This window comes from Streptomyces sp. DG2A-72 (assembly GCF_030499575.1).
GTDB lineage: Bacteria > Actinomycetota > Actinomycetes > Streptomycetales > Streptomycetaceae > Streptomyces.
The window spans coordinates 9,471,371-9,497,507 of sequence record NZ_JASTLC010000001.1 but is presented as its reverse complement, the minus strand read 5'-3'; the positions used below and the strand labels follow the sequence as shown (position 1 = coordinate 9,497,507).

Genomic DNA, 26,137 nt, shown 5'->3' with positions numbered 1-26,137 from the left:
TCGACGTGCCGCCCGGTCCCGGGCACAGTTCTGCCTACATACTCGCCGGTAGACGCACTGTGAAGGAGCGCACGTGACCAACTGGACCGGCCGGACCGCCGTCGAGATCGCCGCCGCCGTACGGGAGAAGCGGGCCACACCCCGGGAGGTGGTGGCCGAGCACCTGGCCCGGATCGAGCGGCTCGACGGCCGCGTCGGGGCGTTCCGTGTGGTGCGCGCTCAGGCGGCGCTCGCCGAGGCCGACGAGGTGGCGGCGCGCGGGGATCTGGCCGAACTGCCGCTCGCCGGTGTGCCGGTGGCCGTGAAGGACAACCTCGCCGTGCGGGGCGAGTCGAACCGGATCGGCTCGGCCGCGACCCCGGACACCCCCGCCGACCACGACCATGTCACCGTGGCCCGGCTGCGGGCGGCGGGCGCGGTGGTGGTGGGTCTGACGAACGTGCCGGAGCTCTGCGTCTTCGGCACCAGCGAGGGCGTCCACGGCACGGCCCGCAACCCGTGGGACACCTCCCGCTCGGCGGGCGGCTCCTCGGGCGGCAGTGCGGCGGCGGTCGCCGCGGGGCTGGTGCCGATCGCCCTCGGCAACGACGGCATGGGCTCGCTGCGCATCCCGGCGGCCAACTGCGGCCTCGTCACCATCAAGCCGGGCCACGGCGTCGTGCCCGCGGGGATCGGCGAGGGCGACTGGTTCGGCATGTCCGAGAACGGCCCGCTCGCGACGACCGTCGAGGACGCCCGCCTGATGCTGTCGGTCCTCGCCGGCACCGATGCAGTACGACCGCACGAGCCGGCCTCGCGCAAGGTCGCCGTGTCCCTGCGCAGCCCGCTCGCCGGCGTCACCATCAGCAAGCCGTATGCGGAGGCGACCCGGGAGGCGGCGGGGGTGCTGGCCAAGGCGGGTCATCAGATCCGGCGCGCCGATCCGCCGTATCCGCTGTCGCTGAGCTTCACCTCGCTCGCGCACTGGACGGCGGGCACGGCGGTGGACGCCAGGGACTACGACCCGCGTCTGCTGACCCGGCGCACCCGGGTCCATGCCGCCGTGGGGCGGCGCTTCGTGGGCCGTGTCACCTCCGGCGACAGCAGGGAGCAGTTGCGCAGGACGCTGGAGCCGTTCTTCGCCGAGCACGACGTGGTGCTCACCCCGGCGCTGGCCCGCCGCTCCCCCAAGGCCGTGGCCTGGCACGAGCGGGGCTGGCTGCGCAATGTGCTCGCCGACACCAACTACTCGCCGCTGACTCCTCCGTGGAACCTGACCGGCTGGCCCGCGCTGGCCGTCCCGTTCGGCTCACTGCCCTCGGGCGCCCCCTGCGCCGTACAACTCGCGGGCCGGCCGGGGTCGGAGGCGGTGCTGCTGGAACTGGCGGAGCAAGTGGAGAAGCTGCGCCCGTGGCAGCGGACGGCACCGATCGACTAAGCCCTCCTGGCTGTGTCGATATGCGGCTCCGCCGCGGGGCCGCGATGGGCCGTCGGTCGTCTGCGGCACCATCGTGGCTGGTCGCTCCCCCACTCTCGGCTTCGCTCGAGCGGGGGGACCCCATCGCGGCGGAGCCGCATATAGATAGAGCCCCGCGCCCCCTTAGGGCGCTGCCGAACCGCAGCGGACTTCGCCCGACCTGCTCAGCCCACCCAAGGTCCTGCAAAGCCGAAGCCGCGGCCGGTCGTCGGCCGCGGCTGTTCTGGTCCGCAGGGGCGTGGGGTTCACACGCCCCTGCGGCTGCGATCGCGAAGGGGCCTGGCTGAGGGCGTCAGTCGACGCTGGGCAGGATGTGGGGCTCGGCGAGGTCGTCCTCGTAACCGGCCAGGCGGATGGGGGCCGAACGGGCCCACACGTCGAGGCTGCCGATCTCCCCGGGCCGCCGGCCCGCGCGCTCCGTGCGTTCCTTGGGGCGCTGTTCGCGATTCGTCTTCTCCGGTGTCACCGCGCACTCCTTATGTGTCGGGTCACCCTCGGGGCATACCGGCCACTCTGCTGCTGTGCGCCTGACGCCCGCTCGGGTCTGGGTCGAGAACTGTTCGGACGCGGTGGCGCCGGTAACTGAGGTGAGAGCAGGCTGTGATATCCGGCTCGGCCCCGGGACGGACTGTGGGTGTGGGTAGGACCCCGTACTGCTGTCCGTCCCCTCCAGAGTACCCAAATGAGCGGGGGTCCGCTCGATGGGGCTGAAAACTCGGGGTAACCATCACAAGTCGCCCGTGTTCACTGGGTCATGATATGCACCGCTTTGAAATGAGATGCCCTGCGCGAACATCACTCGTTCGGCCTACATCGACGACGACGCATTCGAGACGGCCGTATCGGTCGTCGCGCAGTTCAAGTCCCGTTGGCTGTGTCGAAAGCTCGCCATGATCTGCTGCCGCCAGACAACGGCTGTCTCGCGGGAGGACTGACGCATGGAGCTGCGCAGCGTCGAGGAGCTGATGGATCTACTGAACGCGTGCAGGGGCACGTGGGACACCCGGCAGCGCACCGGTGACCGCGTCGATCTGCACGATCACGCCCTGCGGACCGCCGCGTTGCTGCGCCGCAGCCGTCCCGCCGACAAGGAACTCCAAGTCGCGGGCCTGGTGCAGCCCATCGGCCGGCTGCTGTGGCCGGGTGACACGGCCGGGCACGACGACCGTACGGCCGACGCGGTGCGGGGCCTGCTCGGTGAACGGGTCTCCCGCCTGATACGCCGTCACTCCCGGCTCGGCACTCCTGTGGACGACGACCTGGTCAGCCTGCGTCAGGCCGAGGAGGAGGGCCGCAGCGCGGGGTTCGACGCCGGGGTGCTGGAGGACTGGCGCACGGTGCTGGAGCTGGTGGCCGCCCGCAACTCGCGGCTGGGGGCCGTCGACTGACGGCTCCCTCGTCGTCCGTCGGACGTCACCACTTGCCCGGCGCGTAGTCCTTCAGGAAGACGCCGTACAGGTCCTCGCCCTGCTCGCCGCTGACGATCGGGTGGTAGACGCGGGCCGCGCCGTCGATCAGGTCGAGGGGTGCGTGGAAGCCGGCGTCGGCGAGGCGCAGCTTGTCGTAGTGCGGGCGCTCGTCGGTGATCCAGCCGGTGTCGACGGAGGTCATCAGGATGCCGTCGGTCTGGAACATCTCCTGGGCGCTGGTCCGCGTCACCATGTTCATGGCCGCCTTGGCGGCATTCGTGTTCGGGTGGCCCGCGCCCTTGTAGCCGCGGCCGAACACGCCCTCCATCGCCGAGACGTTGACGACGTACGCCCGCTTGCTGGGCGCCTTGCGCGCGGCCTCGGCCATCACCGGTCGCAACTTGCTGATCAGGATGAACGGTGCCGTGTAGTTGCACAGCTGCGTCTCGAGCAGCTCCACCGGGGAGATCTGCTCGATGGACTGGACCCAGGTGTTGGAGTCGACGACGTCGGGGACCAGACCGCCCGCGTCGATGGCGGTGCCGTCGCGGTGCCGCTCCACGCTGGCGTTGCCGGCTACCAGGGCGAGATCGGCCACCTTCTGCGCGTCGAGGCCGGTGACGCCGACGGGGAGGGCGGCGAGGCCGTCGACGGCGCCGGAGTTGAAGGCGCCGATGACGTGGTGGGCGGGCAGTTCACCGGCCGGCAGCGGGGCGCTCTCGCCCTCCACCAGCGCGGCGTACGCGGAGGGCAGACGGCGTACCGTCTGCGTCGCGTTGTTGATCAGGATGTCCAGCGGACCCTGCTCGGCGATCTGGTCGGCCAGGGCCACGGCCTGGGCGGGGTCGCGCAGGTCGATGCCGACGACCTCCAGCCGGTGGATCCAGTCCGCCGAGTCGTCCATCGCCTTGAAGCGGCGGATGGCGTCCTTCGGGAACCGCGTGGTGATCGTGGTGTGCGCGCCGTCCCGCAGCAGCCGCAGCGCGATGTACATGCCGATCTTGGCCCGGCCGCCGGTGAGCAGGGCGCGCCTGCCGGTGAGGTCGGCGCGGGAGTCGCGGTGGGCCCGGTTGTGGGCGGCGCACTTCTGGCAGAGCTGGTGGTAGAAGTAGTCGACCTCGACATACCGGGTCTTGCAGGTGTAGCAGGAGCGCGGGCGCTGGAGTATCCCCGCGATCCTGCCCTCCTCGGTGCGTGAGGAGGGCAGCAGGCCCTCGGTCTCGTCGTCGATGCGCTCGGCGGAGCCGGTCGCCGTGGCCTCCGTGACCGCCTTGTCGTGCGCGGTCTTCGCGGCCCGGCGCTCCTGGCGGCGGCGCTGCTTGACCGTGCGGTAGACGCCGGCCGTGGCCCGGCGCACCGCGATCGCGTCGGGGTGGTCGACCTCCAGCTTGTCGAGTTCCTCCAGCACGCTGAGGCAGACGGCCAGCCGCTCAGGGTCGATGCCGGGCCCGTACACGACCTCGTCCATGGTCGCCGAGCCGTCCTCTGTCACCGTCATCGCCGCTGCCGTTTCCTGATCCACCGCGCGGCGCTCCGGTCGAGTCCGCTTTCGAACGAGGAATTTTACGGAGCACCGGGCCACACGCCAAACCTGCGGTGATCATGGACTGCGGCCGGTGATCCTACCCAAGGGTGGCAACGGCCTGCTTCCGTGATCGAACCCGCAGTGGCGAAGGTCGGCGCACGGTGATCGCATCCGCGGCGGTCAGAGACAGCGGGCGGCGATCACACCGGCCCCTGTGGGGGGATCACAGCTGCCCATCACGTCCGCGATAGCCACGGCCGCAGGCGCAAAGCTCCCGGGCAGCCACGAACGGCGCGGTGCGAGACACCCGCCACAACCACCCACCGCAGGCAGCACGCACACCCACGGTGACACGGCTCGCAAGCACCGATCACACCCACGGCAGCCACAGCCCGCACGCAACGACTACATCCAACACAGCCACGCACCACAGGCAGCACCCACACCCACGGTGCTCACGGACGCAAGCACCGATCCCTCCCACGTCAGCCCCAGCCCGCAGGCGCAATCGCACCCGCGACAGCCACGCACCCCACGCGACGACCACGCCCACCACAGCCACGCCAGCACGCAACGACCACATCCACCACAGCCACGCACCACAGGCAGCACCCACACCTACGGTGGTCACGGCCCGCAGGCGCAATCGCACCCGCGACAGCCACGCACCCCACGCGACGACCACGCCCACCACAGCCACGCCAGCACGCGGCGACCGCACCCACCACAAGCCACGCACCGCAAGCCGCGCCCCCACCCCCGCCGCTCACGGCGCGCAAGCGGTGATCAGGGCCTCCACCTCCTCGGAGAGGGCCGCGGCGAGGCGGTCCAGGTCCGGGACGGCCTGCGCGTCGGCGACCAGGCCGTAGTGGACGCGGCCGCGGTACGTCGAGATCGCGACGGCGAGGGACTGGCCGCGGGCCAGGGGGGCGAAGGGGTAGACCTCCGTGAGGGTGTGACCGCCGAGCTTCAGGCCGAGGCCGGGCAGGGGGACGCTGGTGACGAGGATGTCGAACCAGAGGCGCGCGCCCTGGCTGACCAGGGGTCCGCCGAGCCGGTGGGCGAGCGCCGGGACGTGGTCGGCGAGCAGCGCGACGGCACCGGCGCCCCGGCCCGGTCCCGCGTCCTTCTTGCGGTCCATGGCGGCGCGGACCGTGCCGAGCCGGCCGAGCGGGTCGGGGTCGCCGACGGGCAGCCTCATCAGGTAGCCGGAGAGCCGGTTGCCCTGGGGGTGGGCGGTGCGCGGGCGACGTTTGGAGACGGGGATCAGGGCGCGCGGCGCGACGCCCTCGCTGCCGTCGCCACGCTCGTCGAGCCAGCGGCGCAGCGCGCCCGCGACAACCGCGATCAGCACGTCGTTGACGGTTCCGCCCACGGCCTTGCGGACGATGTGCACATCGTCGATGTCGATGACGGCACCGGCGGTGCTGCGGGTGCCGCTGGGCTCGGTGGTGAGCGCGGGCGAGGAGCTCACGCCCAGGTTGGACAGGGCGACGGAGGCGCCGATGTCGAGGGCCCGACCCACGTCGGACAGGGCGCCCCGCACCAGCCCCGGCAGCTTGCGCACGTCCGGCAGCCGGCCGCGCTCCGGCGGTTCGGGGCGCGGCCGGCGCTCGGGCATGTCGATCGGGTCCAGGACCGCGGCGGCGAGCGTCAGTGCCCGCAGCCCGTCGGCCAGCGCGTGGTGGAACTTGAACAGCACGGCGAACGAGACGCCGTCCTCCCCCGGCAGCACATGCGCCTCCCACGGCGGGCGGGCGCGGTCCAGCGGGCGCTCCATGAGCCTTCCCGCCACCTCGTGGAAGTCCGCGGTCGGGGCATGCAGCCGGATGTGGTCCAGCGGGTCGAAGTCGGCGGCGGGCACACGCGCGGCGCCACCGAAGGCGGACGCGAACGTCGGCGGGAACGTCAGCGGCTGCCAGACGTCCTGGATCCGCATCCGCAGCCCGGGCACGGCGGCGGCCCGGGCGGCGAGGAGATCGGCCGCGTGGGCACCGGCGGTGGGCGAGGTCGCGGCGAAGACGCCGAGCGCGCCCAGGTGCATGGGGTTCCGGTCGGACTCGATGTTCCAGAACGCCAGGTCGAGAGGTGCGAGCAGGTCAGAAGTCAATGGCTTGCCTCGCGTCGACGAAGGGTGAGCCAGCAGTCAACCCCCCTCGGCCGATTACGGTCAAGTACGATCAAGCTACGCACAGTTAACAAGAGATTAAGTCCCACCCCTCGTGACAGGGCGGGACTCATGAGGCGTCTGGGGTTACTTCGGTGCAGGTGGCGCCGCCTCCGCCGACGTTCCCCACTCAGACGGGCGCGAGCCGACCGTGAAATCGAGCGACCGCAGGGACCGCAGGGTGGCGGTGGTCAGATACGTCCGCTCGTAGGCCGACCCGTCCGTCCGGGCCGACCCGATGTAGCGGTCGGTGCCCGAGGTGCCGGGCTCCGTGATCGTGAGCCCGCCCCTCGGGTAGTGGCGACGGCCCAGCGTGAGGTCGACGCGGTCGAAGACGGGCGTGGACAGGCCCCAGGTGTCGTAGCCGGGCTGGACCGGGAAGATCCCGATCGACGACAGCACGTTCCAGGCGGACATCGTCCCGAGGTCGTCGTTTCCGGTCATGCCCGGTCGGTGTGTCGGTGTGTCGGTGTGTCGGTGAACAGGGTCAGCGCGGCGTGCACGACATCGGATGAGGTCGGGTTCGTTCTGCGGGTTGTACTTGTCGGCGTTGTAGTAGTCGTACGGCCCGTTCACCCACACCTCGCGCGCGGTCTTCGCCGGGTCCGCCAGGAGCTGCTCGTAGGCGAAGAAGGAGTCGAGCCGGTCATGGGCGGCCTGCGCGCCGCCGATCAGGTCGACCATGCCCGGCAGGTCCTGCGGTACGAGCCACTGGTACTGCCAGGACGTGCCCTCATGGAAGCCCTCGCTCTGCGCCGGATCGGCGGGTCCGGTGAAGGCCCAGTTCCCTTGCGGTGACGCCGTTCCTGACCAACGCGTATCAGCAGGGGCTGCTTCAGGGGTAAGAGGAGCGGGCCCACCGGGCGCTGAAGAAGAACGCCGACAACAGGTTGACCAGATCGGTGAAGAGCCCGTCGTGCGGCTCGGCGGCCCGGGCGGCCGGGACGGTGCACAGCGCGGACGCTGCCACCGCCCCGGCCGACCACAGGCGCAGGTGCCGGGTCCATCTCATCCTGCGCGTCCTCCAAGGTGTTACGGACAACCGGCCGGCACCGGCCGGGAGATGTCACGGATCAGCGCCTCGTGCGCGGCCTTCACGCGGGCCACGTCCGGCTTGAGGACCTTGCGGTCGTAGGTCAGCAGGCCGTTGAGCTCGCCCTCGACGTCGGCGATCTGGGTGTAGACGGCGCCGTTGCCGCCCCGGCAGGCCAGGGCGCGCACCTCGTCGAGCTTGGTGAGGTAGTCGTCGGTGTAGGTCGCCGGGTCGACGTCGACGTACGACTGCTGCACGGACCAGGCGTGTCCGGGGACCGCGAGGCCGAGGCCGCCGTACTCGCCGCTGACCAGGGCGCGTTCACCGTCGGGGCGAGGTGGCAGGGCGGGGCTGGGATAGCCGTGCTCGTCCATGATGTCGCCGGTGCCGCCGTCGGCCCCGAGGTTCAGCCCGGACTGGCCGTTGACCAGCCGGGTCGGGTCCCAGGCCTTGGCCTGCTCGGCGATGCGGCCGATGTCGTACTGGCCCCAGCCCTCGTTGAAGGTCACCCACATGACGATCGACGGGCTGCTGATGTGCTCGTCGATCATCTCCTTCATCTCGCGCTCGTACTCGGCGCGCGAGGCGGCGTTCGGGGTCACACCGGCGGTCATCGCGGGCATGTCCTGCCACACCATCAGGCCCAGCTTGTCGGCCCAGTAGAACCAGCGGTCCGGCTCGACCTTGATGTGCTTGCGCACCGAGTTGAAGCCGAGCTGCTTGTGCACCTTGAGGTCGTAGGCGAGGGCGTCGTCGGTCGGTGCGGTGTGCAGGCCGTCGGGCCAGAACCCCTGGTCGAGGGTGGCCATCAGGAAGATCGGCTCACCGTTGAGGATCGTGCGGGGGACGCCGTTGACCTTCTCCACGGCGATGGAACGCATCCCGAAGTAGCTGCCGACGCGATCCGAGCCGACGCTCACTTTCAGGTCGTAGAGGAACGGGTCGTCCGGCGACCACAGGTGCGGGTCGCCGATGGTCAGCGTCAGCGGCTGCCCGGTCCGGCCGCGCGCCGTTGCGACCTTCTGCTTGCCGTCGTACGCCGTCGCCGTGATCGGTACGCCGGCACGGACACCCTTCGCCTCGACGGTGACGCGGCCGTTCGGCACGTCCGGCGTGACCTTGAGCGAGTCGACGTGGTCATGGGCGACCGGCTCCATCCACACCGTCTGCCAGATGCCCGAACTCGGCGTGTACCAGATGCCGCTGGGGTCCAGTCGCTGCTTGCCGATGGGCGGGTTCTCACCGTCGGCCGCGTCGGTCGGGTCGTACACGCCGACGATCAGCTCCTGGGTGCGGCCGGGCTTGAGCGCGTCGGTGATGTCGGCGCTGAACTTGTCGTAGCCGCCCTTGTGTGCGGCGACCTTCTTGCCGTTGACGTACACCTCGGACTGCCAGTCGACGGCACCGAAGTTGAGCCGCAGCCGGTTGCCGGAGCCGATGTGCCAGTCGGCCGGAACCGTGAAGGTGCGGCGGTACCACATGCGGTCCTCGTGCCGCTGGATGCCGGAGAGCTGGGACTCCACGGGGTACGGGGCGAGGATGCGCTCGGCGAGGTTCTTGCCCACGGGCGGCTGCTCCCCGGCCTCGGCCGCCGCGAACTGCCAGCGGCCGTTGAGGTTGCGCCAGGCGTCGCGGGTCAGCTGCGGGCGCGGGTACTCGGGGAGGGCGTTGTCCGGGCCGACTTCTTTGGCCCAGGGGGTGCGCAGTTCGTACGTCGAGCGGTTGGCGCCGCTGCTCCAGAACGAGCCGATCTCCTTGCCGTCGGCGGTGAGTCCGCCCTGGCCGTCGTAGCGGACCTCCGCGGTGCCGCGTGCGGTGCCGGTCTTGTTGCCGACGACCGGTTCCTTGAGGCCCACCAGCAGGGACTTGGGGTCGGAAGGGTCCAACCGGGCCGTACTCAGGGGCCACTTGGCGCCGCCGATCACCGCCTCGATGTGGTCGGTGAGGGAGGCCGGGGGTGCGGACAGCTCGTGTGCGAAGTCGAGTTTGAGCGTACGGCCGTCCCTGAGGACGGTGGTGGCGATGGCACCGTCGTAGTCGTAGCCGTCGGGGAGCCGGAAGGCCGACTGCGGGACGGCGACCTTGCTGCCGCCGGGCGGGGTCCAGCGGAGGTGGAGGTTGGAGCCGCCGTAGTGCTCGAAGTACTCCAACTTGACGTCGTAGGCCTGCCCTGCCGTCAGTTCGATGGGCTCGGCGGTCTGTTCGCGGTCCCAGTCGTCCACCCAGTGGTCGATGACCGGCTTTCCGTCGATCCAGAGCCGGAAGCCGTTGTCGCCGATGATCGAGAAGGTGGTGGGGCCGGTCTTCTCCGGCACGATCTTTCCGGTCCAGCGGACACTGACATCGTTGTCCTGACCGGTGGCGAAGCGCAGGCGCGGCTCCAGGTTGTCGAAGTCGAGGTTCTGGTCGAAGCCGGTGGCCTTCAGCTCGTGGAAGTCGAAGGCGCCCGGGGCGGAGTGGGTGTAGTACTCGCCCTTCAGCCCCTGGGCCTCGACCGGGTCGTCGGTCGCCGCGGTGGCGGGCGATGGGGCGGTGAGTCCGGCGAAGGCGAGGGCTGCGGCGAGCATTAACACGAAGCGGGATCTGAGGGGTCGCACGGATCCTCCTTGTTGAGGACGTGTGGCGGCTCTTGCGCTTTACATCGTTGCAATCAACGGCAGTTGGCATGACAACACGGCTTCCGCTTCTCTGTCCAGGGACATGACAACGGTCCCGGGCGAACGCCTGCTCGCCAGGGACCGTTCCACCGAATCCGCGGTCTAGGACACCAACTGCCCCTTCCCCAACGCGATCACCCCGCCCTTGGACACCGTGTACAGCTCCGCGTCCCGGTCCGGGTTGACGCCTATCGTCGCGCCCGGCGGCACCTCGACGTTCTTGTCCAGCACCGCGCCCCGGACGACCGCGCCCCGGCCGATGTGGACGTTGTCGTGCAGCACCGAGCCCTGGACGACCGCTCCCGGGTCGACCACGACACCCGGGGAGAGGACCGACCGCGTGACCTGCCCGCGGATCAGGCATCCGGCGCTGATGATGGACTCCCCCGCGATGCCGCCGGCGTTGAAGCGGGCTGGGGAGAGCTGGCCGGAGTGGGTGTAGATGGGCCACTGGCGGTTGTAGAGGTTGAAGGCGGGGCGTTCGGCGATGAGGTCCATGTGGGCGTCGTAGTAGGCGTCGAGCGTGCCGACGTCGCGCCAGTAGCCCTGATCGCGGGTGGTCTCGCCGGGGACGTGGTTGTCGCTGAAGTCGTACAGCTGGGCCTCGCCACGGTCGGTGAGCTGCGGCAGGATCGAACCGCCCATGTCGTGCACGGAGTTGCGATCCTCGGAGTCGCGCTGGAGCGCCTCGATGAGGGCCTTGGTGGTGAAGATGTAGTTGCCCATCGAGGCGAAGACGGACTCGGGGTCGTCGGGCAGGCCTGGCGGGTCGGCAGGCTTCTCCAGGAACCGCTCCACGGTACGGCCGTCGGATGCGGAGCTGATCACGCCGAAGGACGACGACTCGCTGCGCGGGACGCGTATCCCGGCCACCGTCACGCCCGCGCCGTTCTCGATGTGCTGTGCCAGCATCTGGCGCGGGTCCATGCGGTACACGTGGTCGGCGCCGAACACGGCCACGTACTCGGGACGTTCGTCGTAGATGAGGTTCAGCGACTGGAGGATCGCGTCCGCGCTGCCCAGGAACCAGCGCGGGCCGAGCCGCTGCTGGGCCGGGACCGGGGTGACGTAGTTGCCGAGCAGGCTGGACATCCGCCAGGTGGTGGTGATGTGCCGGTCCAGCGAGTGCGACTTGTACTGCGTCAGGACGCAGATGCGCAGGATGTCACCGTTGACGAGGTTGGACAGGACGAAGTCGACGAGACGGTATGTGCCGCCGAAGGTGACCGCGGGTTTTGCGCGGTCCGCGGTCAGGGGCATCAGGCGCTTGCCTTCTCCGCCCGCCAGTACGATGCCGAGCACCGAAGGTCCGCCACGCCGCATGGCCTCTCCCCTCACCCTGGTTGACCATGATGTGCCCTTGATCAGAGGCCACTAAGCGTCTCGGGAAGTCTGTGTGTGCCTGAGTGACTCAGGCTTTGCGGACGAGGCGTGGCCGTCTGGCGCCGTCGTTGGGTCCGAACCTAGGGACGAGGTGGTGGACTTCGGTGGCGTGCACGTGGTGGAAGCCGGTCCGCTCGGCGGCGCGGGTGCGCTGCCGACAGGTTCCGCGGGAGAGCCGCACCCGGCCGGCCGGAGGAAGCCCCGGCCGGGGTGGTGCGGGTACTCCATGACCTGGCACCGGCCCGTGAGGGGTGGGTGTCTGGGTGTCATGCCCCGCCGGACGCTGGACCACCCGAGTGGGAGTGGTGGCGGGGACCGTACGCGCATCGGGCATACGGCGGGAAGTTGGTGACCGGCGGGACGGCGAGGGCCGGGCCGGTGTGGGGCCCATTTCGCCGGGAGTGGTCTTCGGCCCGGCGGACCGGGGTGGTGCGGCTGCCTGGCGGCGGGCGCGGCGCATGCGGCGGGTAGCTCTTTTTGGGCGGCGCACGCTGTGGACGGTTCCCTCCACGGTGGTGCGGATGGCCCGGGCGTGGGTGGCGCGGTCGGTTGTGGTGTGGGCCTGGGCGAGCAGGCCGCGGGAGACGATCCGGCGGGCGGCGGCGTGGTCGCGGTCGATCGACAGCCCGCGTCCTGCGCAGTGGGCCCAGGTCCAGCCGCGCTCGCCCAGCGGGTCGGGGGCGGGACGGTGGGTAAGAGGGCTGAGGCAGCCGGGGCACAGCGCGGATGTGCCCCGGGCGGGGACAGTGACCACCGCGATGCCGGCCTTCGCGGCCAGGTGCCGGATCGCCTCGGCGAGGATGCCGCGGACCTGCCCGGACAGCCGGGCGTTGCCCCGGCGTCTGCCGCGGGCCTCCAGGGTGGCGAGGTCTTCGAGGTAGATGACGGTGGCGCCGAGCGCGACGGTCTGGTCGACGGCCCAGCGGGCCGCTGACCACGCCAGCGCCTGGTTCAGGTGGCGGATACGGGCGCACACCCGCGCATGCTCGCGCTCCAGCACGTCGGCCCGCCGGTGCAGTTCGGCCCAGGCACGGTGCGGGGCGCCCAGCCGGTCCGCGAGGGCATGGTAATGGTGGGAAACGCTGGAAAGCCGCCAACAGTTGAAGACCCTGTTCGAGGATCTTCCGCCGTCCTACGCCTGTTTGAGGATCTCCCGGTAAAGCCGGACCGTCCTGCGGGCGACCGCGTCCCAGCCGAACTCCCCGACCGCGCGCTCCCGTCCGGCCTCGCCCATGCGCGCGGCCTTCTCCGGGTCGACGAGCACCGAGTCCAGGGCGCCGGCCAGGTCCGCCTCGAAGGACCCGTCGGTGTCCACCAGCAGACCGGTCACCCCGTGCTCCACGACCTCCGGGATGCCGCCGACCCGGGAGGCCACGACGGGAGTTCCGCAGGCCATCGCCTCAAGGTTGACGATGCCGAGGGGTTCGTACACCGAGGGGCAGACGAACACGGCCGCGTGGGTGAGGAGTTGGATCACGTCGGCGCGCGGCAGCATCTGCGGGATCCAGTGCACGCCCGCACGGACGCTGCTGAGCTCCTGGAACAGGTCGCGGAACTCCTGGTCGATCTCCGGAGTGTCGGGGGCGCCCGCGCACAGCACGACCTGCGCGGCCGGGTCGATGTGCCGTGCCGCGCGCAGCAGATGGGGCACGCCCTTCTGGCGGGTGATACGGCCGACGAACAGGACGTACGGGCGGTCGGGGTCCAGGCCGATGCGGGTGAGGGCCTCGGTGCCGTGGTCGGGGCGGTAGAGGGTGGTGTCGATGCCGTTGTGGACGACGTGGACCTTCGTCGGGTCCAGCGTCGGGTAGCAGCCGAGGATGTCCTCGCGCATGGCGCCGGATACGGCGATCACCGCGTCGGCGGCCTCGATCGCGGTGCGCTCTGCCCAGCTCGACAGGGCGTATCCACCGCCGAGTTGCTCGGCCTTCCAGGGGCGCAGCGGTTCCAGGGAGTGGGCGGTCATCACATGCGGGATGCCGTACAGGAGCTTGCCGAGGTGGCCGGCGAGGTTGGCGTACCAGGTGTGGGAGTGGACGAGTTCGCGGCCTTCGAGGGCGGCGGTCATGGCGAGGTCGACGGAGAAGGTGCGCAGCGCGTCGTTGGCGGTGTCGAGGCCGGACCAGGGGCGGTGCCGCAGCACGCCCTCCGCGCGGCCCTCGCCCCAGCAGTGCACGTCCAGGTCGACGAGGTCGCGCAACTCCCGTGCGAGGAACTCGACATGGACGCCCGCACCGCCGTACACGTCCGGGGGGTACTCCCGGGTCAGCAGTCCCACTCGCACCCGCAACCCCCTGTCTCAGCGCCCGGCCCCTTCATGGTCACCCAGATGCGGCGTCCGGGGAAGAGCGCGGGGGTCGTGTGAAGCAACAGTCGCCGCAGAGGCCTCCGCCGGGCACGCGGTAGTAGAGGCAGCAGCTGCGGCGCCGGAAGGCGGTGCCGGTGAGGGTTCCGGTGCCCGCGAGCCGGGGGTGGCCGAGAAGCGCCGTGGTCAGGGTGCGGGCCCGGGCGGCGGCTTCGGGGCGGCCGTTGGACCGCGCCCAGAGGTCCAGTTGCCGGGCGGCTCCCGCCAGCGCGGAGGCGGCGTTGCCCCACAGCAGGCCGGGGGCGACGCGGTGACGGGTGTGCAGGGCCGCCGTCAGCGGTTCCAGGTGGGCGTGGAGCACGGTTTCGGCGAGGGTCGCCGCGTCTGCGGGCAGCGGGCGCACCTCCGTCAGCCAGAGGTCGTCGGGTGCGCTGCCGTCGGGGTCCCAGCGCAGCAGCCGCGGATCGAGGTCGGGGACCCGGCCGTACAGGGCCGCGCAGCCGAGCGCCGCCGACCACAGCTGGGCCGCGAGTCCCTGCTGGGCCACGGAGGCGGCGATCCGCGGCTCGGGGGCGTGCAGGGCGTCGGCGACTTTGCGGATGCGGAAAGTCAGGGGATTCCGGCAAACGTCCGATGCTGTTCCGGCGTACGCCTCCGCGAGTGTCGGCAGTGGCCGGTGCGGCACTCCTGTGGTGCGTAGTACGAAGAACCCGCCGAGCGGGCGGAGCGCGGCGAGATCGGGGTCGATTTCCACGAAGAGCAGTAGTACCAAGGCCCGTAGGGGGCGCCACCAGGGGGTCTGCCAGGGGTGTCACCCGCCTGAGGGAGGACGGAGGTCCGGTCGTACTCCATCGGCAGTAGGACCCATTGAGTGCTCAGGTACGACGACGGGAAGGGTTTTTCGCGGCATCGTGTTGGTTATGGAAGACGACCGATCGCCGCGTCGGGCCCCGGGCCCCCGCCTCACGCAGAGGAGCGGCTCATGAGTGCCCTCGCGTTGTCCGTGGTGCTGTCGCTGATCTCCGCTGTGGCGTACGCGGGCGGCGCGATCGTGCAGGAGCGCGTCGCGGAGTCCTCCCCCGACTACGCGCCGCTGCGCCGGCCGAGCTGGTGGGCGGCGGTGGCGCTGAACGGCGTGGGCGGTCTGCTGCACGTGGTGGCCCTGGCGTACGGACCGCTGAGCGTGGTCCAGCCGCTGGGGGCGCTGACCATCGTGTTCGCGCTGCCGATGGCGGCGCTGTTCGTGGGCCGCAAGGCCGGGGCGACCGCCTGGCGGGGCGCGATCATGGCGACGGTCGGACTCGCGGGTCTTCTCTCTCTGGTCGGCACCGCCGACACGCAGTCGCTGGATTCCGCCGCGCGGGTGGGCGTGGCTCTGGTCACCGCGGGTGCGGTCGTGGCGCTGATGATCGCGGGCCGGGCGGCGCACCGGCATCCGGCGGTGCGCAGCGTGCTGCTGGCCACGGCGTCCGGCATAGCCTTCGGCATGTCCTCGGTGTTCACCAAGACGGTCGCGGTCGACTGGAGCGGCGGCGTCTCGGCGTCGGACCTGCCGTCCCTGGCCACCATCGGCGTCTTCGCCACGGCCGGACTGATGCTCTCCCAGGCCTCCTACCGCGGCGCCGGACTCGCGGCCCCGCTGGCCACCCTGACGGTCGTGAACCCCGTGCTGGCGGCAGCGGTCGGCATCACGATGTTCGGCGAAACCTTCCGCTACGGCACCACGGGCACCGCGCTCGCCCTGAGCTGCGGCGTCGTGGCGGCAGGCGGGCTGATCCTGCTGACGACGGAGCGGATCGGGCGGACGCAGCAGGAAGCCACACCCGCCGCCGAACCGGCGCCCGTCGAGGAGCTGCTCGCACAGCACTCCGGCGACTCCCCCGAAGCCGTCAAGGAGCTTCTCGAGCAGCCCGCGGCCGAACTCCCGGCGGAGGCCCTGATCCCGACGCAGGCGTCGGCGCCGGACCTCGAGAAGGAGGACCAGCCGCACACCGACGTGCCCCCGCTGCTGTACGGCCCCCTCTACATCGGCCCGTACATCCCGAGGCCGGTCCTGGACCGGCAGCGCACCCGCATCAAATCCTGACGCCACCGGCCCGGAGGTACGCCACCGGGTCGATGTCCGTGCCGAAGCCGGGCCCCGTCCGCACCTCGAAGTGCAGATGCGGGCCCGTGCTGTTGCCCGTGGATCCGGAGCGGCCGATGCGTTGTCCGGCGCCCACGCCCTGACCGGTCTTCACGGAGATCGCCGAGAGGTGCGCGTACTGGGAGTAGCGGCCGTCGGCGTGCCGGATCACCACCTGGTAGCCGAAGGAGCCGTCCCAGCCGGCGCTGACGACCCGCCCGTCCGCGACGGCCTTCACGGAGGTCCCGGTGGGGACGGCGAAGTCGACGCCCGTGTGATAGCCCAAGGACCAGGCGGAGCCCGCTTTGTGGTAGGGCGTACCGGTCGCGGCGCTCACCGGCGCGACGAGGCCGCTCGTGCGTGTCTCGGTCTTGGGCTTGCTCTCCGAGGCTTTGCTGTCCGGGGGCTTGCTCTCAGGGGCGGGCGCCTTGGGTGCCGGCTCGGCCGTCGGCCTCGTCGTCGTGGCCGCCTTGCCGCGCAGGCTGAGCCGCTGGCCGGGCAGGATCAGGTCGGGGTCCGCGCCGATGGTCTTCCGGTTGGCGGCGTAGAGCCCGCGCCAACCGCCGCGTACGTCCTGCTTGTCGGCGATCCCGGAGAGGGTGTCGCCCCTGAGGACGGTGTACATCTCGGCGGTGCCCGCCCGGGACTGGGGCGTGGTCTGCGGCTGGACGTCGGCCAGGGAGCTCTTGGTGGTGCGCGCTGCCGTGCCGCCCGGGCTGATGTCGGGTGTGCCGCCGCCCCGGGTCAGCCCGGCCTTGACCGAGCACGCCGGCCAGGCGCCGGGCCCCTGTCCGTCGAGCACCTTCTCGGCTACGGCTATCTGCTGGTCCTTGGTGGCCAGATCCGCGCGCGGAGCGTACCGGGTGCCGCCGAAGGCCTCCCAGGTCGACTGCGCGAACTGCAGTCCGCCGTAGTAGCCGTTGCCGGTGTTGATGCTCCAGTTGCTGGTCGACTCGCACGCGGCGACCTTGTTCCAGGTGTCGACGTCCGCGGCGTGTGCGGTACCGGTGCCGATGAGCGGTATCGCCATTCCGGCGCTGCCCGCCGTGACGGTCAGTGAGGCGCGGTTGATCCTGTTCGGCTGATACCGGCGGTGCCGGCCGCGTACGGCCATGAAAGCCCCCTCGACATGCGTCAGGAGGGCCAAAAGTAAGCGCCCCGAACAGGCCATGACAAGACAGCAATCAGCCTCTTGGTCACGCCAAGTGGCGAGGAATCGGCGTGTGTTGCTGCGGAACCCGTCCTGGGCCATTGACCGCGTTGGCGCCTGCAAGGTGACGGTGGCCACCAGCGCTTGAAACACCGGCTGACCGTCACCAACGCAGGCGCCAGGCTGGGGCGCGGTCAGCTGCTTGCGATGCCGAAGAAGGTGAGCACGCGAGCGGCCATACCGGGGGCGTACAGGTCGTGGTGGCCGACGCCCTGGAGGCTGATGCCCTCGACGGGAGCCTGGTCACCGGTACCGCCGTAGCGGGTGCGGGTCCAGGTGGACTGCGGCGAGTCCGTGGCAGCCGGGGTCTGACCGACACCGAGCACGTTCGTCCACTGCTCGATCTGTTCCTTGAAGTTGGGGTAGCACAGCACGTCGTCCTCGGTGCCGTGCCACACCTGCATCCGCGGCCGGGGTCCGTTGTAGCCGGGATACGCGGCGCGCACCAGGTCGCCCCACTCCTGCGGGGTGCGGTCGATGTCGCCGTTCGCGCACGGATGGTTCCACCCGGTGCCGTCGGCGTTGGCGAAGCAGCCGAACGGCACACCGGCGAAGGAGGCGCCCGCCTTGAACACGTCGGGGTAGACCGCCAGCAGGACGTTCGTCATCATCCCGCCCGAGGAGATGCCGGTGGCGAAGATCCGGCTCGTATCGGCGTCATACATCCGGGTCACCCAGTCGACCATGGACTTGATGCCGACCGGGTCGCTGCCGCCGCCGCGGCGCAGGGCCTCGGGTGAGGAGACGTCGAAGCACTTGGTGTCACGGGTGACCGACGGGTAGACGACGATGTACCCGTGCTGGTCGGCGAGCGAGGCGTACTCGGTGGCGGAGTGCATCGCCGGGCCGGAGCCCCCGCACCAGTGCGGGGCCACCACGACGGCCGGCTTGTCGGCCACGTTGTCCGGTACGTAGAGGTACATCTGCAGGTTGCTGGGGTTCTCGCCGAAGCCGGTGACCTCGGTGAGCGCCGCGGTGGGCTCGTCGACGCGGGCGTCGGCCGGGGGTGCGGTGATGAGCGCTGCCGCGAGCATTCCGCAGAGTGCGGCGAGCATGGTGCGAAGTGGTCTGCGCTTGGTGGTGGCAGGCAAGGTGGTCATCCCTTCGTAGTGGCGGATCGTGGGGCTGTCGACAGGGGATCAGCAGAGAATCGCTGAGGGAGCATCACGCACCGCGGCATGCACACAGCCGCCGTGCAGGCGCTCCCCTGCGGCGTCTGCGACTGTTCCCCCGCTGAGCAGGGGTGTCCGAATGTGTCGCGCGCAAAGCGTGGACCAGAGGCACCAGGCCTCCCGGGTTTGGTTCAGCAGGCTGACCGTCAGAGACCCTTCGCAGCCTGAAATCAGCAGAATTGCCGATTTGCGCTTCTACATCATGTACAGAGTTCACATATGCGAGCAGCTATTGCCACCCGAAGGAACGCACCCGTATGCGTACAGACCCCTCTGTCACAAGCTCAGCCGTACCACCGTCCGGTCCAGCTCCGGCAGCCCTACAGCCAGGCCGGGCAGGCTCGCACCAGACTCGTGAACGCAAGATCCAGCCGTGCTGGTGCGTCCGACTGCCAGACCACAACGTCCACCAGGCAACGGGCCCCGGACTCGGTGCGGTTGGCAGCACAGATCCGGCAGCCGGGAGCAGGGACACAGTCGAGCAGACACGCCTCGAACCCCACGGGAAGTTCAACAGGGGTACTGGGGTACGCCCTGGGTTTCGTCGGGTCAGCCATGCGCCTCATGCCGCGTTTCGGATCATGACCACTGCGACGTCGCAGAGGGTGTCGGAGCGGAGCCCAAAGGGCGTCAGGCGAGGGCGTCAAAGCGGTGTCATGTCATCGCCGCGCAGGTGGTAGCGGTCGATCAGGCCGGCGTCCGACAGGGCCTGGTTCAGGGTGGCGCTGCCGTGGACGATGATCGGGCCGCCTTCGGTCTCCTTCAGCGCGGCGACTTCGTCGAGCGAGCGCAGGATCGTGGTCTCGCCCCAGTTCGACACCAGGTCGTCCTCGGTGAGGGTGGTGGAGACGACGTACTTCGGCATCACCTTGTAGCCGGGGAAGTCCTCCATGTCGGGCCACACCGGGCTGAACGCCTCGTAGCTGGTCCGGCCCAGCAGCATCGCGGTGGCTTCCTTCTGCTCCCGGCCCTTGATCTCGTATGCCTCGGGGAGGAACTCGTTGCGGTAGCCGGGCTCGCCGCCCGGGGCCTCCACGACGCCGTCGAGCGAGATGAAAGCGGTGCTGATCAACGTACGCATCAGGGTTCCTCGGTGTCTCGTGACCGGTTCTCAGCAGGTTCGGTGGGCGTGGGCGCACGCTGCGCCCACACTCGCGGCTGCGGCGCACCAACCACGAACTCTGACTGCGGATCACGCGGAGACTCATCGACAGCAACAACAACTCAGGGCAGCACGGGGGCGCCGGAGTCGCGGAGGGCCTGACGCAGGGTGTCGAGTACGGAGTCGTTGTCCTCGATCATCCGGTCGATCGACTCGGCCTGGGGCCACTCGTCGATCCGGTCGAGGCCCCAGAACTGCGCGTCGGACAGCGAGCCGTTGCTGGCGCGCATCAGGCGAACGTCCAGGTAGGGGTAGTCGCGGGCGTGGGCGCGCAGCCAGCCCTCCAGGCGGAGGTACTCGGCGATCTGTCGGTTGATCCGCTCGACGCGATGGGGCACGCCGGGCGCGGCGCCCGAGCGGTCGTCCGTCCGTATCTCATCCAGCACCCGCCCGGAGCCGCCGTCGTCGCTGGGCGCGGGGACCTGCGCGAGAGCCGCCACGGTGGGGGCGATGTCGATGTTCTCGGCGTACGGGATGCTCCTGCCCTTCGCCACCCCGGGACCCGCGAAGATGAGCGGGATGCGCCAGGAGTCCTCAGCCTGGACGGGGTGCCAGCCGTGCCGTGACTGGCCGTCGGAGAGCAGGACGAGCAGCGTGTCGTGCGTCATGCCGAGCCGCTCCAGGCCGTCAAGGAACGTACCGAGCAGCGCGTCTGCTGTGCGCACCACCGCGGGGTACGGAGATCCCTTGGCGTAGATGTCGCGCGCCCAGGGCTCGCCGGCCGGGGCGTTGGCAACCTCCTGGCTGGCCGTATTGGTGTCCTGGAGCAGCAGCCGCATGAAGGTGAGGTCGTTGTGCTCGCGCAGCAGACGCAGGCCGAGGCGTACGTTGTCCTCATCGCTGTCGTCGCCGCTCAGGCGGGTGAAGTCGAAGCCGGGGTTGAGGGAGCGGTACGCCTCGCTGTTGGCGATATGCGCTGTGAATCCCGCGAAGCCGTGCTGGAGATAGCGCTGCTCATGCGAGGGGCGGAGGAACAGCGAGCCCGCGAAGGTGGTCGGGTTCGGGAAGGACGTGGTGGAGAGCGGTAGATAGCCGCTGACGGTGGGATGCCAGGGCGAGATGACCAGGGACTCCTTCACCTGGGTGCCCCGCTCCGCCAGACGCTGGACATTCTCCAGGCCGAGGCGCCGGGATGCCTCGTGGTGCAGGCTGTCGATGTGGAACAGCACCACGCGCCGCACGCCGCCGGAGGGCCGTACGGGGTGAGCGGCGTCCCGTACCTCAGCCGCCTCAGCCGTCCCACCAGCCGCTGCGACTCCCGTACTGCCTGCCGCCGCAGCACCGGCAAGCTTCAGCACACGCCGACGACTCGGCGCCGACGAGACCCCATCCCTATGCTCCGCACACATAACGTCCCTCGCTCATTCCTGACGGCAGACGGCACTGTTGCGCCAGGTTGTCGGAGACGGACGCTTTCTTGCGCATCCATAGCACAATTGACCGCCAGTAATACGCGGTGCATATCGTGGGCTGCGTGGAACTGAGACATTTACGGGCAGCCGTAGCCGTCGCCGACCATCTCCACTTCGGCCGCGCAGCCGCCGAACTGGGCATCGCACAGCCGCCGTTGAGCCAGGCCATCAAGGCGCTGGAGCGTGAGCTGGGCGTCTCGCTGTTCGACCGGGACACCCGCCACGTGCGGCTGACCGTGGCCGGAGAGCTCTTCGTCGCCGACGCGCGCGGCGCGCTGGCTCTGGCGGCGCGGGCGGAGACCCGCGCGCGTTCCGCCGGGCGCGGCGACATCGGCGAGCTCTCCGTCGGCATGGTCGGCTCCGCCGCGCTGCACCCGTTGCCCGCCGTACTGCGCGCCTACCGCACTCGCTACCCGGACGTGGTCGTACGCTTCAGCGAACTCCCCACGGCCACTCAGATCGAGCGACTGCGCGCACACGCGCTCGATGTCGGCTTCGTCCGTCCACCGCTCCCCTCACCCGCCGACGCGGAGTTCGCTCTCCTTCCGGTCTCCCGTGAACCGCTGCTCGTCGTGCTGCCCAGCGACCACAGGCTGGCCGACCGACAGTGCCTGCACATCCGCTCGCTGGCCGACGAGCCTTTCGTACGCTTTCCCCGGCACCTGGGTGTGGGCCTCTACGACCGGATCACCACCCTCTGCCGGCACGCGGGCGGCTTCGAGCCGAGGGTGGTGCAGGAGGCGATTCAGATGCAGACGATCGTCGGCCTGGTGGCGGCCGGCTGCGGCGTCAGCATCGTCCCGGGCTCGGTCGGAGCCCTGAGCGGCCTGGGCGCGGTATTCGCCGAGCTGCTCCCCACCACGTCACCGACCGAACTCGCCGTGGCGGTCCCGCGCCACGGCGTCTCACCCGTCGCCGCGAACTTCGTGGCCGTCGCACGAGACGTCACGCATGTCCCGAAGACCGGTTGAACCTGACAAGGCACCGACGCCTCAGCTTGTCTCTTGACCTTCGCAGGATCACCGATCTTCCCGCGGTGTGCGGCGCCCGTAGACCCTGCGGGCTCGGCACACGTCGCAGCGACGTCGGGAAGCTCGAGCGGAGGGAGGGCTTGGCTGCGCGAAGCGCCTCTGCTGGACGAGAGTCCGCGCCCCATGGATCGCTGCTGTTCCAGCACGCCCAGGATCCGCTGATGGTCCGGCGCCAGAACCCTCACCGGCAACCCTTCCCGCCAGGGCGGCACCGTCGAGCCCGGCACCGGCGCGAGCGACTGCGCCGCTTTCTCCCCCGCCTCGGTCGTGGTCACGGCAGTGGACTCGGCCGCAGAGACTGCCAGGGCCTCGACCAGTTCCTCCCGCGCGATCACCCGCCGGTCCAGCTCGATCTCCGCGGCCTCCAACACCTCAGCCAGCCGCGCGGCTTCCTCCCGCAAGCCCTCCACCCGCACGCGGGCAGCCGCCTCCCGTTCCTCCAGCATTCCCAGCACCGACGCCACCGCGCACCCCTCGCCCATGAAGCGGACACCAGACGTCGGCATGCCTCCCTCAGCCCGAGCGAAACCATGCCTGACCAGCAGAAATCAAGTGATCACGTTCGGCGGTCAAGAGTGAGTGTGCGGTCGGTGCAGCGGTGGCGCCGGACTTGGGAAAACCTTGGCCCGAGGGGCCTGCGCTCGCAGGGGCCGGCGGCGTACGGCTGGCCGGACCAGAGGTGGACGCTGTCCCGGATCAAGACGCTCATCGGGCGCCGGATCCACAAGAGTTTCACCCTCTCCGGCATCGCTCAGATGCTGCACCGGCATGGCTTCAGCCACCGGGTGCCCGCCCGGCGGGCCGTGGAGCGCGACGAGCAGAGGGTGACCGGCTGGGTGAAGGAGACCTGGCCCCAGGTGGGAGCACCGCGGCGACGCTGAGGGCGTTCGTCGTCTTCGAGCACGAGGCAGGGTTCTCGCTTACGCCGCCGACTTCCCGCACCTGGTCCAAGTGTGGCCGCGCCCCCGTTATCCGGGTCCGCGGAGGTTCCCAACGCCGAATCTCTCTGGCCGCTTTGGCCTGCTACCGGCCGGGCAGCCGATCCCGCCTCATCTACCGGCTGATCCGGCACGGCGATCACAAGCGCACCCGTCGGCGCACTTTCACCTGGACCGATTACCGCGACCTGCTGTCCGCTGCCCACCAACAACTCGGCGCCCCGATGGTCTGGTGCGGGACAACCTTCATCGACACCCGCGACTGGATCACCGCCGTCCACCTGCCGCCCTACGCACCCGACCTCAATCCCGTCGAAGGCGTCTGGTCCTACTGGGTCGGAGTCCTTCTTCCCGGACTCATCCGGCACCGTGCCGGTCAGCGCCGTGCTCATGTGAAGCGCCGGCCCCGCCGAGGACAGCGCGATCGACAACTGCTACTGGGAGCGGGCCAAGGACTCCGCCTCTCCCCAATCGAGGCACCGGATCCGACCAAGGCGTGATCGGCGCCTCGACTCCTGTTGGTCCTACTCCGTATGGTCGGCTCATGGCAGCCGACATCGAGCAGTTGGCGACACACATACGTGATCTGCATGCCGCGTTCGACAGCAACGGGTGGGAGCCGAGCCCGGCTGAGCACGCCTGTGCCATCCGAATCGTGGAAGCTGTCGCCGTGCGCCCTCTCGCTGATGCGATCGTCCAAGGCATGCGGCCTGTGACTCCCGGTGGAAGCCTTGCCGAGGACTCCCGTCTTGCGCCCGCAGCGGTCTCCTGCGCTGTCTACTTTCGGCGTTCGGCGGATCCGCTTTCCGGGGCCGGCGGGCAGGTTCGAGACAGCTTCCTCGATCTGCTTCGGAAGATCACGGGGGAGTGACCATCCGGCAGCGGTGTGAACAGGTTCGACGCAGGAGCTGGCCGCGTCCCGGAGGCAACGCCGTCCCTCCGGTCGGCTGCTTGGCAAAGCGCTCGGCCATCAGCCGTCACAGCGTCCGTACGGTCCACCTTGCGCCGTTCGTCGTCGAGGCGATCAGGCCGTACCGGGTTCCACGGGGCAACGACGGTGCGACGCTCCACAGCCTCCGTGACTTCTGTGCGAGTGTGCTGATTGCCCAGGGTGAGAGCATCAAGGGTGTTCAGCGTGCACTCGGGCACTCCAAGCCGAGTACAACGCTGAATCACTACGTACATCTGTGGGAAGCGGCGGAAGACACGACTCGGGACGCAGTGACTGCGGGTATGGCCGGTATCGCCACACCTCCGCAGACTGCCCTGAATGTGCCCTCTGCAATAGAGATAGCGGCATAACAGGAGGTCAAAGGGTATGTCCGGCACTTCAGCCCAGATCGGCGTCACGGGTCTCGCGGTCATGGGCCGCAACCTCGCCCGCAACTTCGCGCGCAACGGCTACACGGTCGCGGTGCACAACAGGACGTCGGCGCGGACGCACGCCCTGGTCGAGGAGTTCGGGAGTGAGGGCGACTTCGTCGCGGCCGAGACCGCGAAGGAGTTCGTGGCGGCGCTGGAGCGGCCGCGGCGCCTGGTCATCATGGTGAAGGCCGGTGAGCCGACGGACGCGGTGATCCAGGAGTTCGCCCCGCTCCTGGAGCCCGGCGACATGATCATCGACGGCGGTAACGCGCACTTCGCCGACACCCGCCGCCGCGAGCGCGACCTGCGCGAGCAGGGCATCCACTTCGTCGGCATGGGCGTCTCCGGCGGCGAGGAAGGCGCGCTGCACGGACCGAGCATCATGCCGGGCGGGCCGAAGGAGTCGTACGACTCGCTGGGCCCGATGCTCGAGAAGATCTCCGCGAAGGCCGCCGACGGGGCTCCCTGTGTCACGCACGTCGGTCCCGACGGTGCCGGGCACTTCGTGAAGATGGTGCACAACGGCATCGAGTACGCCGACATGCAGCTGATCGGCGAGGCGTATCAACTGCTGCGCGATGTCGCCGGGTACTCGCCCGCGCAGATCGCGGAGATCTTCCGCACCTGGAACACCGGGCGGCTGGACTCGTACCTGATCGAGATCACGGCCGAGGTGCTGTCGCACGTGGACGCGGCGACGGGCGAGCCGTTCGTGGACGTGGTGGTGGACCAGGCGGAGCAGAAGGGCACGGGGCGGTGGACCGTGCAGATCGCGCTCGACCTGGGTGTTCCGGTGTCGGGTATCGCCGAGGCCGTCTTCGCGCGGTCGCTGTCCGGGCACGAGGCACTCCGTGAGGCGTCACGCGGGCTGGCCGGGCCGAAGGCGTCGCCGCTGAGCGAGGCGGAGGCCGGGGCCTTTGCCGACCGGGTGGAGCAGGCCTTGTACGCCTCGAAGATCGTGTCGTACACGCAGGGCTTCCATCAGATCGACGCGGCCCGCGACGAGTACGGCTGGGACATCGACCTCGGTGCCGTCGCCTCCATCTGGCGCGGCGGCTGCATCATCCGCGCGGCGTTCCTGGACCGTATCCGTGCCGCGTACGACGTTCGAGCCGATCTGCCGAGCCTGCTGTCCGACGACACGTTCGCGCAGGAGATCGGCGCGGCTCAGGACGACTGGCGCGAGGTGATCATCGCCGCGGCCCGTCAGGGCGTGCCGACGCCCGGCTTCTCCGCGGCCCTCGCGTACTACGACGCGCTGCGTGCGGAGCGGTTGCCGGCGGCGCTTACGCAGGGGCAGCGGGACTTCTTTGGGGCGCACACGTATCGGCGGGTCGATCGGGAGGGGTCGTTCCACACGTTGTGGGGTGGGGATCGGTCGGAGGTTTCCGCCTAGTCGCTCGGGGAGAGCGGTTCGCTCGGGGGTGCGGGTGCGTGGGGGCTTGTCGCGCAGTTCCCCGCGCCCCTAAAGGGACGCGTTGCTAAAGGGGCGCGTTGTGATGGGCGGCGTCTTGTGGCGCCGCCCATCACCTTTTCATTCTCGCCTCACGTGAGTGGTGGGCCCGGTTCCGGGTTCGGTACTGGTTCTGGGCCCGGTGGGACCGGGGACGGGTCCGGGCCGGGGACCGGGCTGGGGCCTGGGGGTGGGCCCGGGGACGGTGGAGGGGGACCGGGTACCGGCGGGGGCTCCGGTGTCGGGACCGGGGACGGTGGTGGCTCGGGGTGTGCAGGGTCCGGGCCGGGCGTGGGGCCAGGGGTCGGACCCGGGGGGACGGGGTCGGGGTTCG

General features: G+C 70.3%; 20 protein-coding genes and 3 pseudogenes. 9 read left to right on the top strand and 14 right to left on the bottom strand.

The window, feature by feature from the left end:
- Positions 1-73 precede the first annotated feature (73 nt).
- Positions 74-1,417: an amidase gene (locus QQY66_RS44860; RefSeq protein WP_301986219.1), complete on the top strand. Its 1,344-nt coding sequence runs from the start codon at positions 74-76 to the stop codon at positions 1,415-1,417.
- Positions 1,418-1,748: 331 nt separating this feature from the next.
- Here the strand turns inward: QQY66_RS44860 and QQY66_RS44855 are convergent, their stop codons facing one another.
- Positions 1,749-1,922, bottom strand: a complete 174-nt coding sequence (locus QQY66_RS44855; RefSeq protein WP_107082809.1) for a hypothetical protein — start codon at positions 1,920-1,922, stop codon at positions 1,749-1,751.
- Positions 1,923-2,394: 472 nt separating this feature from the next.
- On the opposite strand from QQY66_RS44855, the gene QQY66_RS44850 reads away from it, so the two are divergent.
- Positions 2,395-2,844 carry a hypothetical protein gene (locus QQY66_RS44850; protein ID WP_301986218.1) on the top strand — a complete coding sequence of 150 codons (450 nt, stop codon included), beginning with the start codon at positions 2,395-2,397 and terminating at the stop codon, positions 2,842-2,844.
- A 25-nt stretch (positions 2,845-2,869) separates the two neighbouring features.
- Here the strand turns inward: QQY66_RS44850 and QQY66_RS44845 are convergent, their stop codons facing one another.
- The 9 genes and pseudogenes from QQY66_RS44845 to QQY66_RS44805 form a co-directional block, all read right to left on the bottom strand.
- The gene (locus QQY66_RS44845; protein ID WP_301986217.1) at positions 2,870-4,363 is read right to left on the bottom strand and encodes an SDR family NAD(P)-dependent oxidoreductase; all 1,494 of its coding nucleotides are present in this window, start codon (positions 4,361-4,363) and stop codon (positions 2,870-2,872) included.
- Positions 4,364-5,156: 793 nt separating this feature from the next.
- Positions 5,157-6,500 (bottom strand): wax ester/triacylglycerol synthase family O-acyltransferase, encoded by a 1,344-nt coding sequence (locus tag QQY66_RS44840; RefSeq protein ID WP_301986216.1) that lies wholly within the window; start codon positions 6,498-6,500, stop codon positions 5,157-5,159.
- A 144-nt stretch (positions 6,501-6,644) separates the two neighbouring features.
- A pseudogene (locus QQY66_RS44835) lies at positions 6,645-7,304 on the bottom strand (glycoside hydrolase domain-containing protein); the annotation flags it as partial.
- Between the two features lie 88 nt (positions 7,305-7,392).
- On the bottom strand, positions 7,393-7,569 hold the full coding sequence (locus QQY66_RS44830) for a hypothetical protein (protein WP_301986215.1): 177 nt from the start codon (positions 7,567-7,569) through the stop codon (positions 7,393-7,395).
- A 20-nt stretch (positions 7,570-7,589) separates the two neighbouring features.
- Positions 7,590-10,157: a PA14 domain-containing protein gene (locus QQY66_RS44825; protein ID WP_301987706.1), complete on the bottom strand. Its 2,568-nt coding sequence runs from the start codon at positions 10,155-10,157 to the stop codon at positions 7,590-7,592.
- Positions 10,158-10,349: 192 nt separating this feature from the next.
- Entirely contained in the window at positions 10,350-11,570 is a 1,221-nt protein-coding gene (glgC, locus tag QQY66_RS44820; protein ID WP_301986214.1) for a glucose-1-phosphate adenylyltransferase, read from the bottom strand.
- Positions 11,571-11,658: 88 nt separating this feature from the next.
- On the bottom strand, positions 11,659-12,630 hold the full coding sequence (locus QQY66_RS44815) for a zinc ribbon domain-containing protein (protein ID WP_301986213.1): 972 nt from the start codon (positions 12,628-12,630) through the stop codon (positions 11,659-11,661).
- A gap of 132 nt (positions 12,631-12,762) precedes the next feature.
- A complete protein-coding gene (gene glgA, locus QQY66_RS44810; protein WP_301986212.1) occupies positions 12,763-13,914 on the bottom strand; it encodes a glycogen synthase in 1,152 nt (383 codons plus the stop codon).
- A gap of 37 nt (positions 13,915-13,951) precedes the next feature.
- On the bottom strand, positions 13,952-14,707 hold the full coding sequence (locus tag QQY66_RS44805; RefSeq protein WP_301986211.1) for a (2Fe-2S)-binding protein: 756 nt from the start codon (positions 14,705-14,707) through the stop codon (positions 13,952-13,954).
- A gap of 210 nt (positions 14,708-14,917) precedes the next feature.
- Here QQY66_RS44805 and QQY66_RS44800 point away from each other — a divergent pair, with 210 nt between their 5' ends.
- Complete coding sequence (locus tag QQY66_RS44800; protein ID WP_301986210.1) at positions 14,918-16,021, top strand: DMT family transporter; 1,104 nt, start codon at positions 14,918-14,920, stop codon at positions 16,019-16,021.
- Here the strand turns inward: QQY66_RS44800 and QQY66_RS44795 are convergent.
- The 4 genes and pseudogenes from QQY66_RS44795 to QQY66_RS44780 all read right to left on the bottom strand — a co-directional run bounded on the left by QQY66_RS44795 (position 16,011) and on the right by QQY66_RS44780 (position 20,902).
- A complete protein-coding gene (locus QQY66_RS44795) occupies positions 16,011-17,174 on the bottom strand; it encodes a transglycosylase family protein (RefSeq protein WP_301986209.1) in 1,164 nt (387 codons plus the stop codon). The two genes, QQY66_RS44800 and QQY66_RS44795, sit on opposite strands and share 11 nt — an antisense overlap.
- 242 nt (positions 17,175-17,416) lie before the next feature.
- Positions 17,417-18,370, bottom strand: a pseudogene (locus tag QQY66_RS44790) (PHB depolymerase family esterase); the annotation flags it as partial.
- A 742-nt stretch (positions 18,371-19,112) separates the two neighbouring features.
- Positions 19,113-19,523, bottom strand: a pseudogene (locus tag QQY66_RS44785) (dihydrofolate reductase family protein); the annotation flags it as partial.
- A gap of 143 nt (positions 19,524-19,666) precedes the next feature.
- Positions 19,667-20,902: a sulfatase-like hydrolase/transferase gene (locus QQY66_RS44780; RefSeq protein WP_301986208.1), complete on the bottom strand. Its 1,236-nt coding sequence runs from the start codon at positions 20,900-20,902 to the stop codon at positions 19,667-19,669.
- A gap of 176 nt (positions 20,903-21,078) precedes the next feature.
- Here QQY66_RS44780 and QQY66_RS44775 point away from each other — a divergent pair, with 176 nt between their 5' ends.
- The 6 genes from QQY66_RS44775 (at position 21,079) to gndA (ending at position 25,746) form a co-directional block, all read left to right on the top strand.
- Positions 21,079-21,987: a LysR family transcriptional regulator gene (locus QQY66_RS44775; protein ID WP_301986207.1), complete on the top strand. Its 909-nt coding sequence runs from the start codon at positions 21,079-21,081 to the stop codon at positions 21,985-21,987.
- A gap of 590 nt (positions 21,988-22,577) precedes the next feature.
- On the top strand, positions 22,578-22,928 hold the full coding sequence (locus tag QQY66_RS44770; protein ID WP_301987705.1) for a winged helix-turn-helix domain-containing protein: 351 nt from the start codon (positions 22,578-22,580) through the stop codon (positions 22,926-22,928).
- Positions 22,925-23,485 (top strand): IS630 family transposase, encoded by a 561-nt coding sequence (locus tag QQY66_RS44765; protein ID WP_301987704.1) that lies wholly within the window; start codon positions 22,925-22,927, stop codon positions 23,483-23,485. Before QQY66_RS44770 ends, QQY66_RS44765 begins: the two co-directional genes overlap by 4 nt.
- A gap of 44 nt (positions 23,486-23,529) precedes the next feature.
- Positions 23,530-23,856, top strand: a complete 327-nt coding sequence (locus tag QQY66_RS44760; protein ID WP_301986206.1) for a hypothetical protein — start codon at positions 23,530-23,532, stop codon at positions 23,854-23,856.
- Entirely contained in the window at positions 23,853-24,287 is a 435-nt protein-coding gene (locus QQY66_RS44755; protein ID WP_301986205.1) for a tyrosine-type recombinase/integrase, read from the top strand. Before QQY66_RS44760 ends, QQY66_RS44755 begins: the two co-directional genes overlap by 4 nt.
- 16 nt (positions 24,288-24,303) lie before the next feature.
- The gene (gene gndA, locus QQY66_RS44750) at positions 24,304-25,746 is read left to right on the top strand and encodes an NADP-dependent phosphogluconate dehydrogenase (protein WP_301986204.1); all 1,443 of its coding nucleotides are present in this window, start codon (positions 24,304-24,306) and stop codon (positions 25,744-25,746) included.
- Positions 25,747-26,137 lie beyond the last annotated feature (391 nt).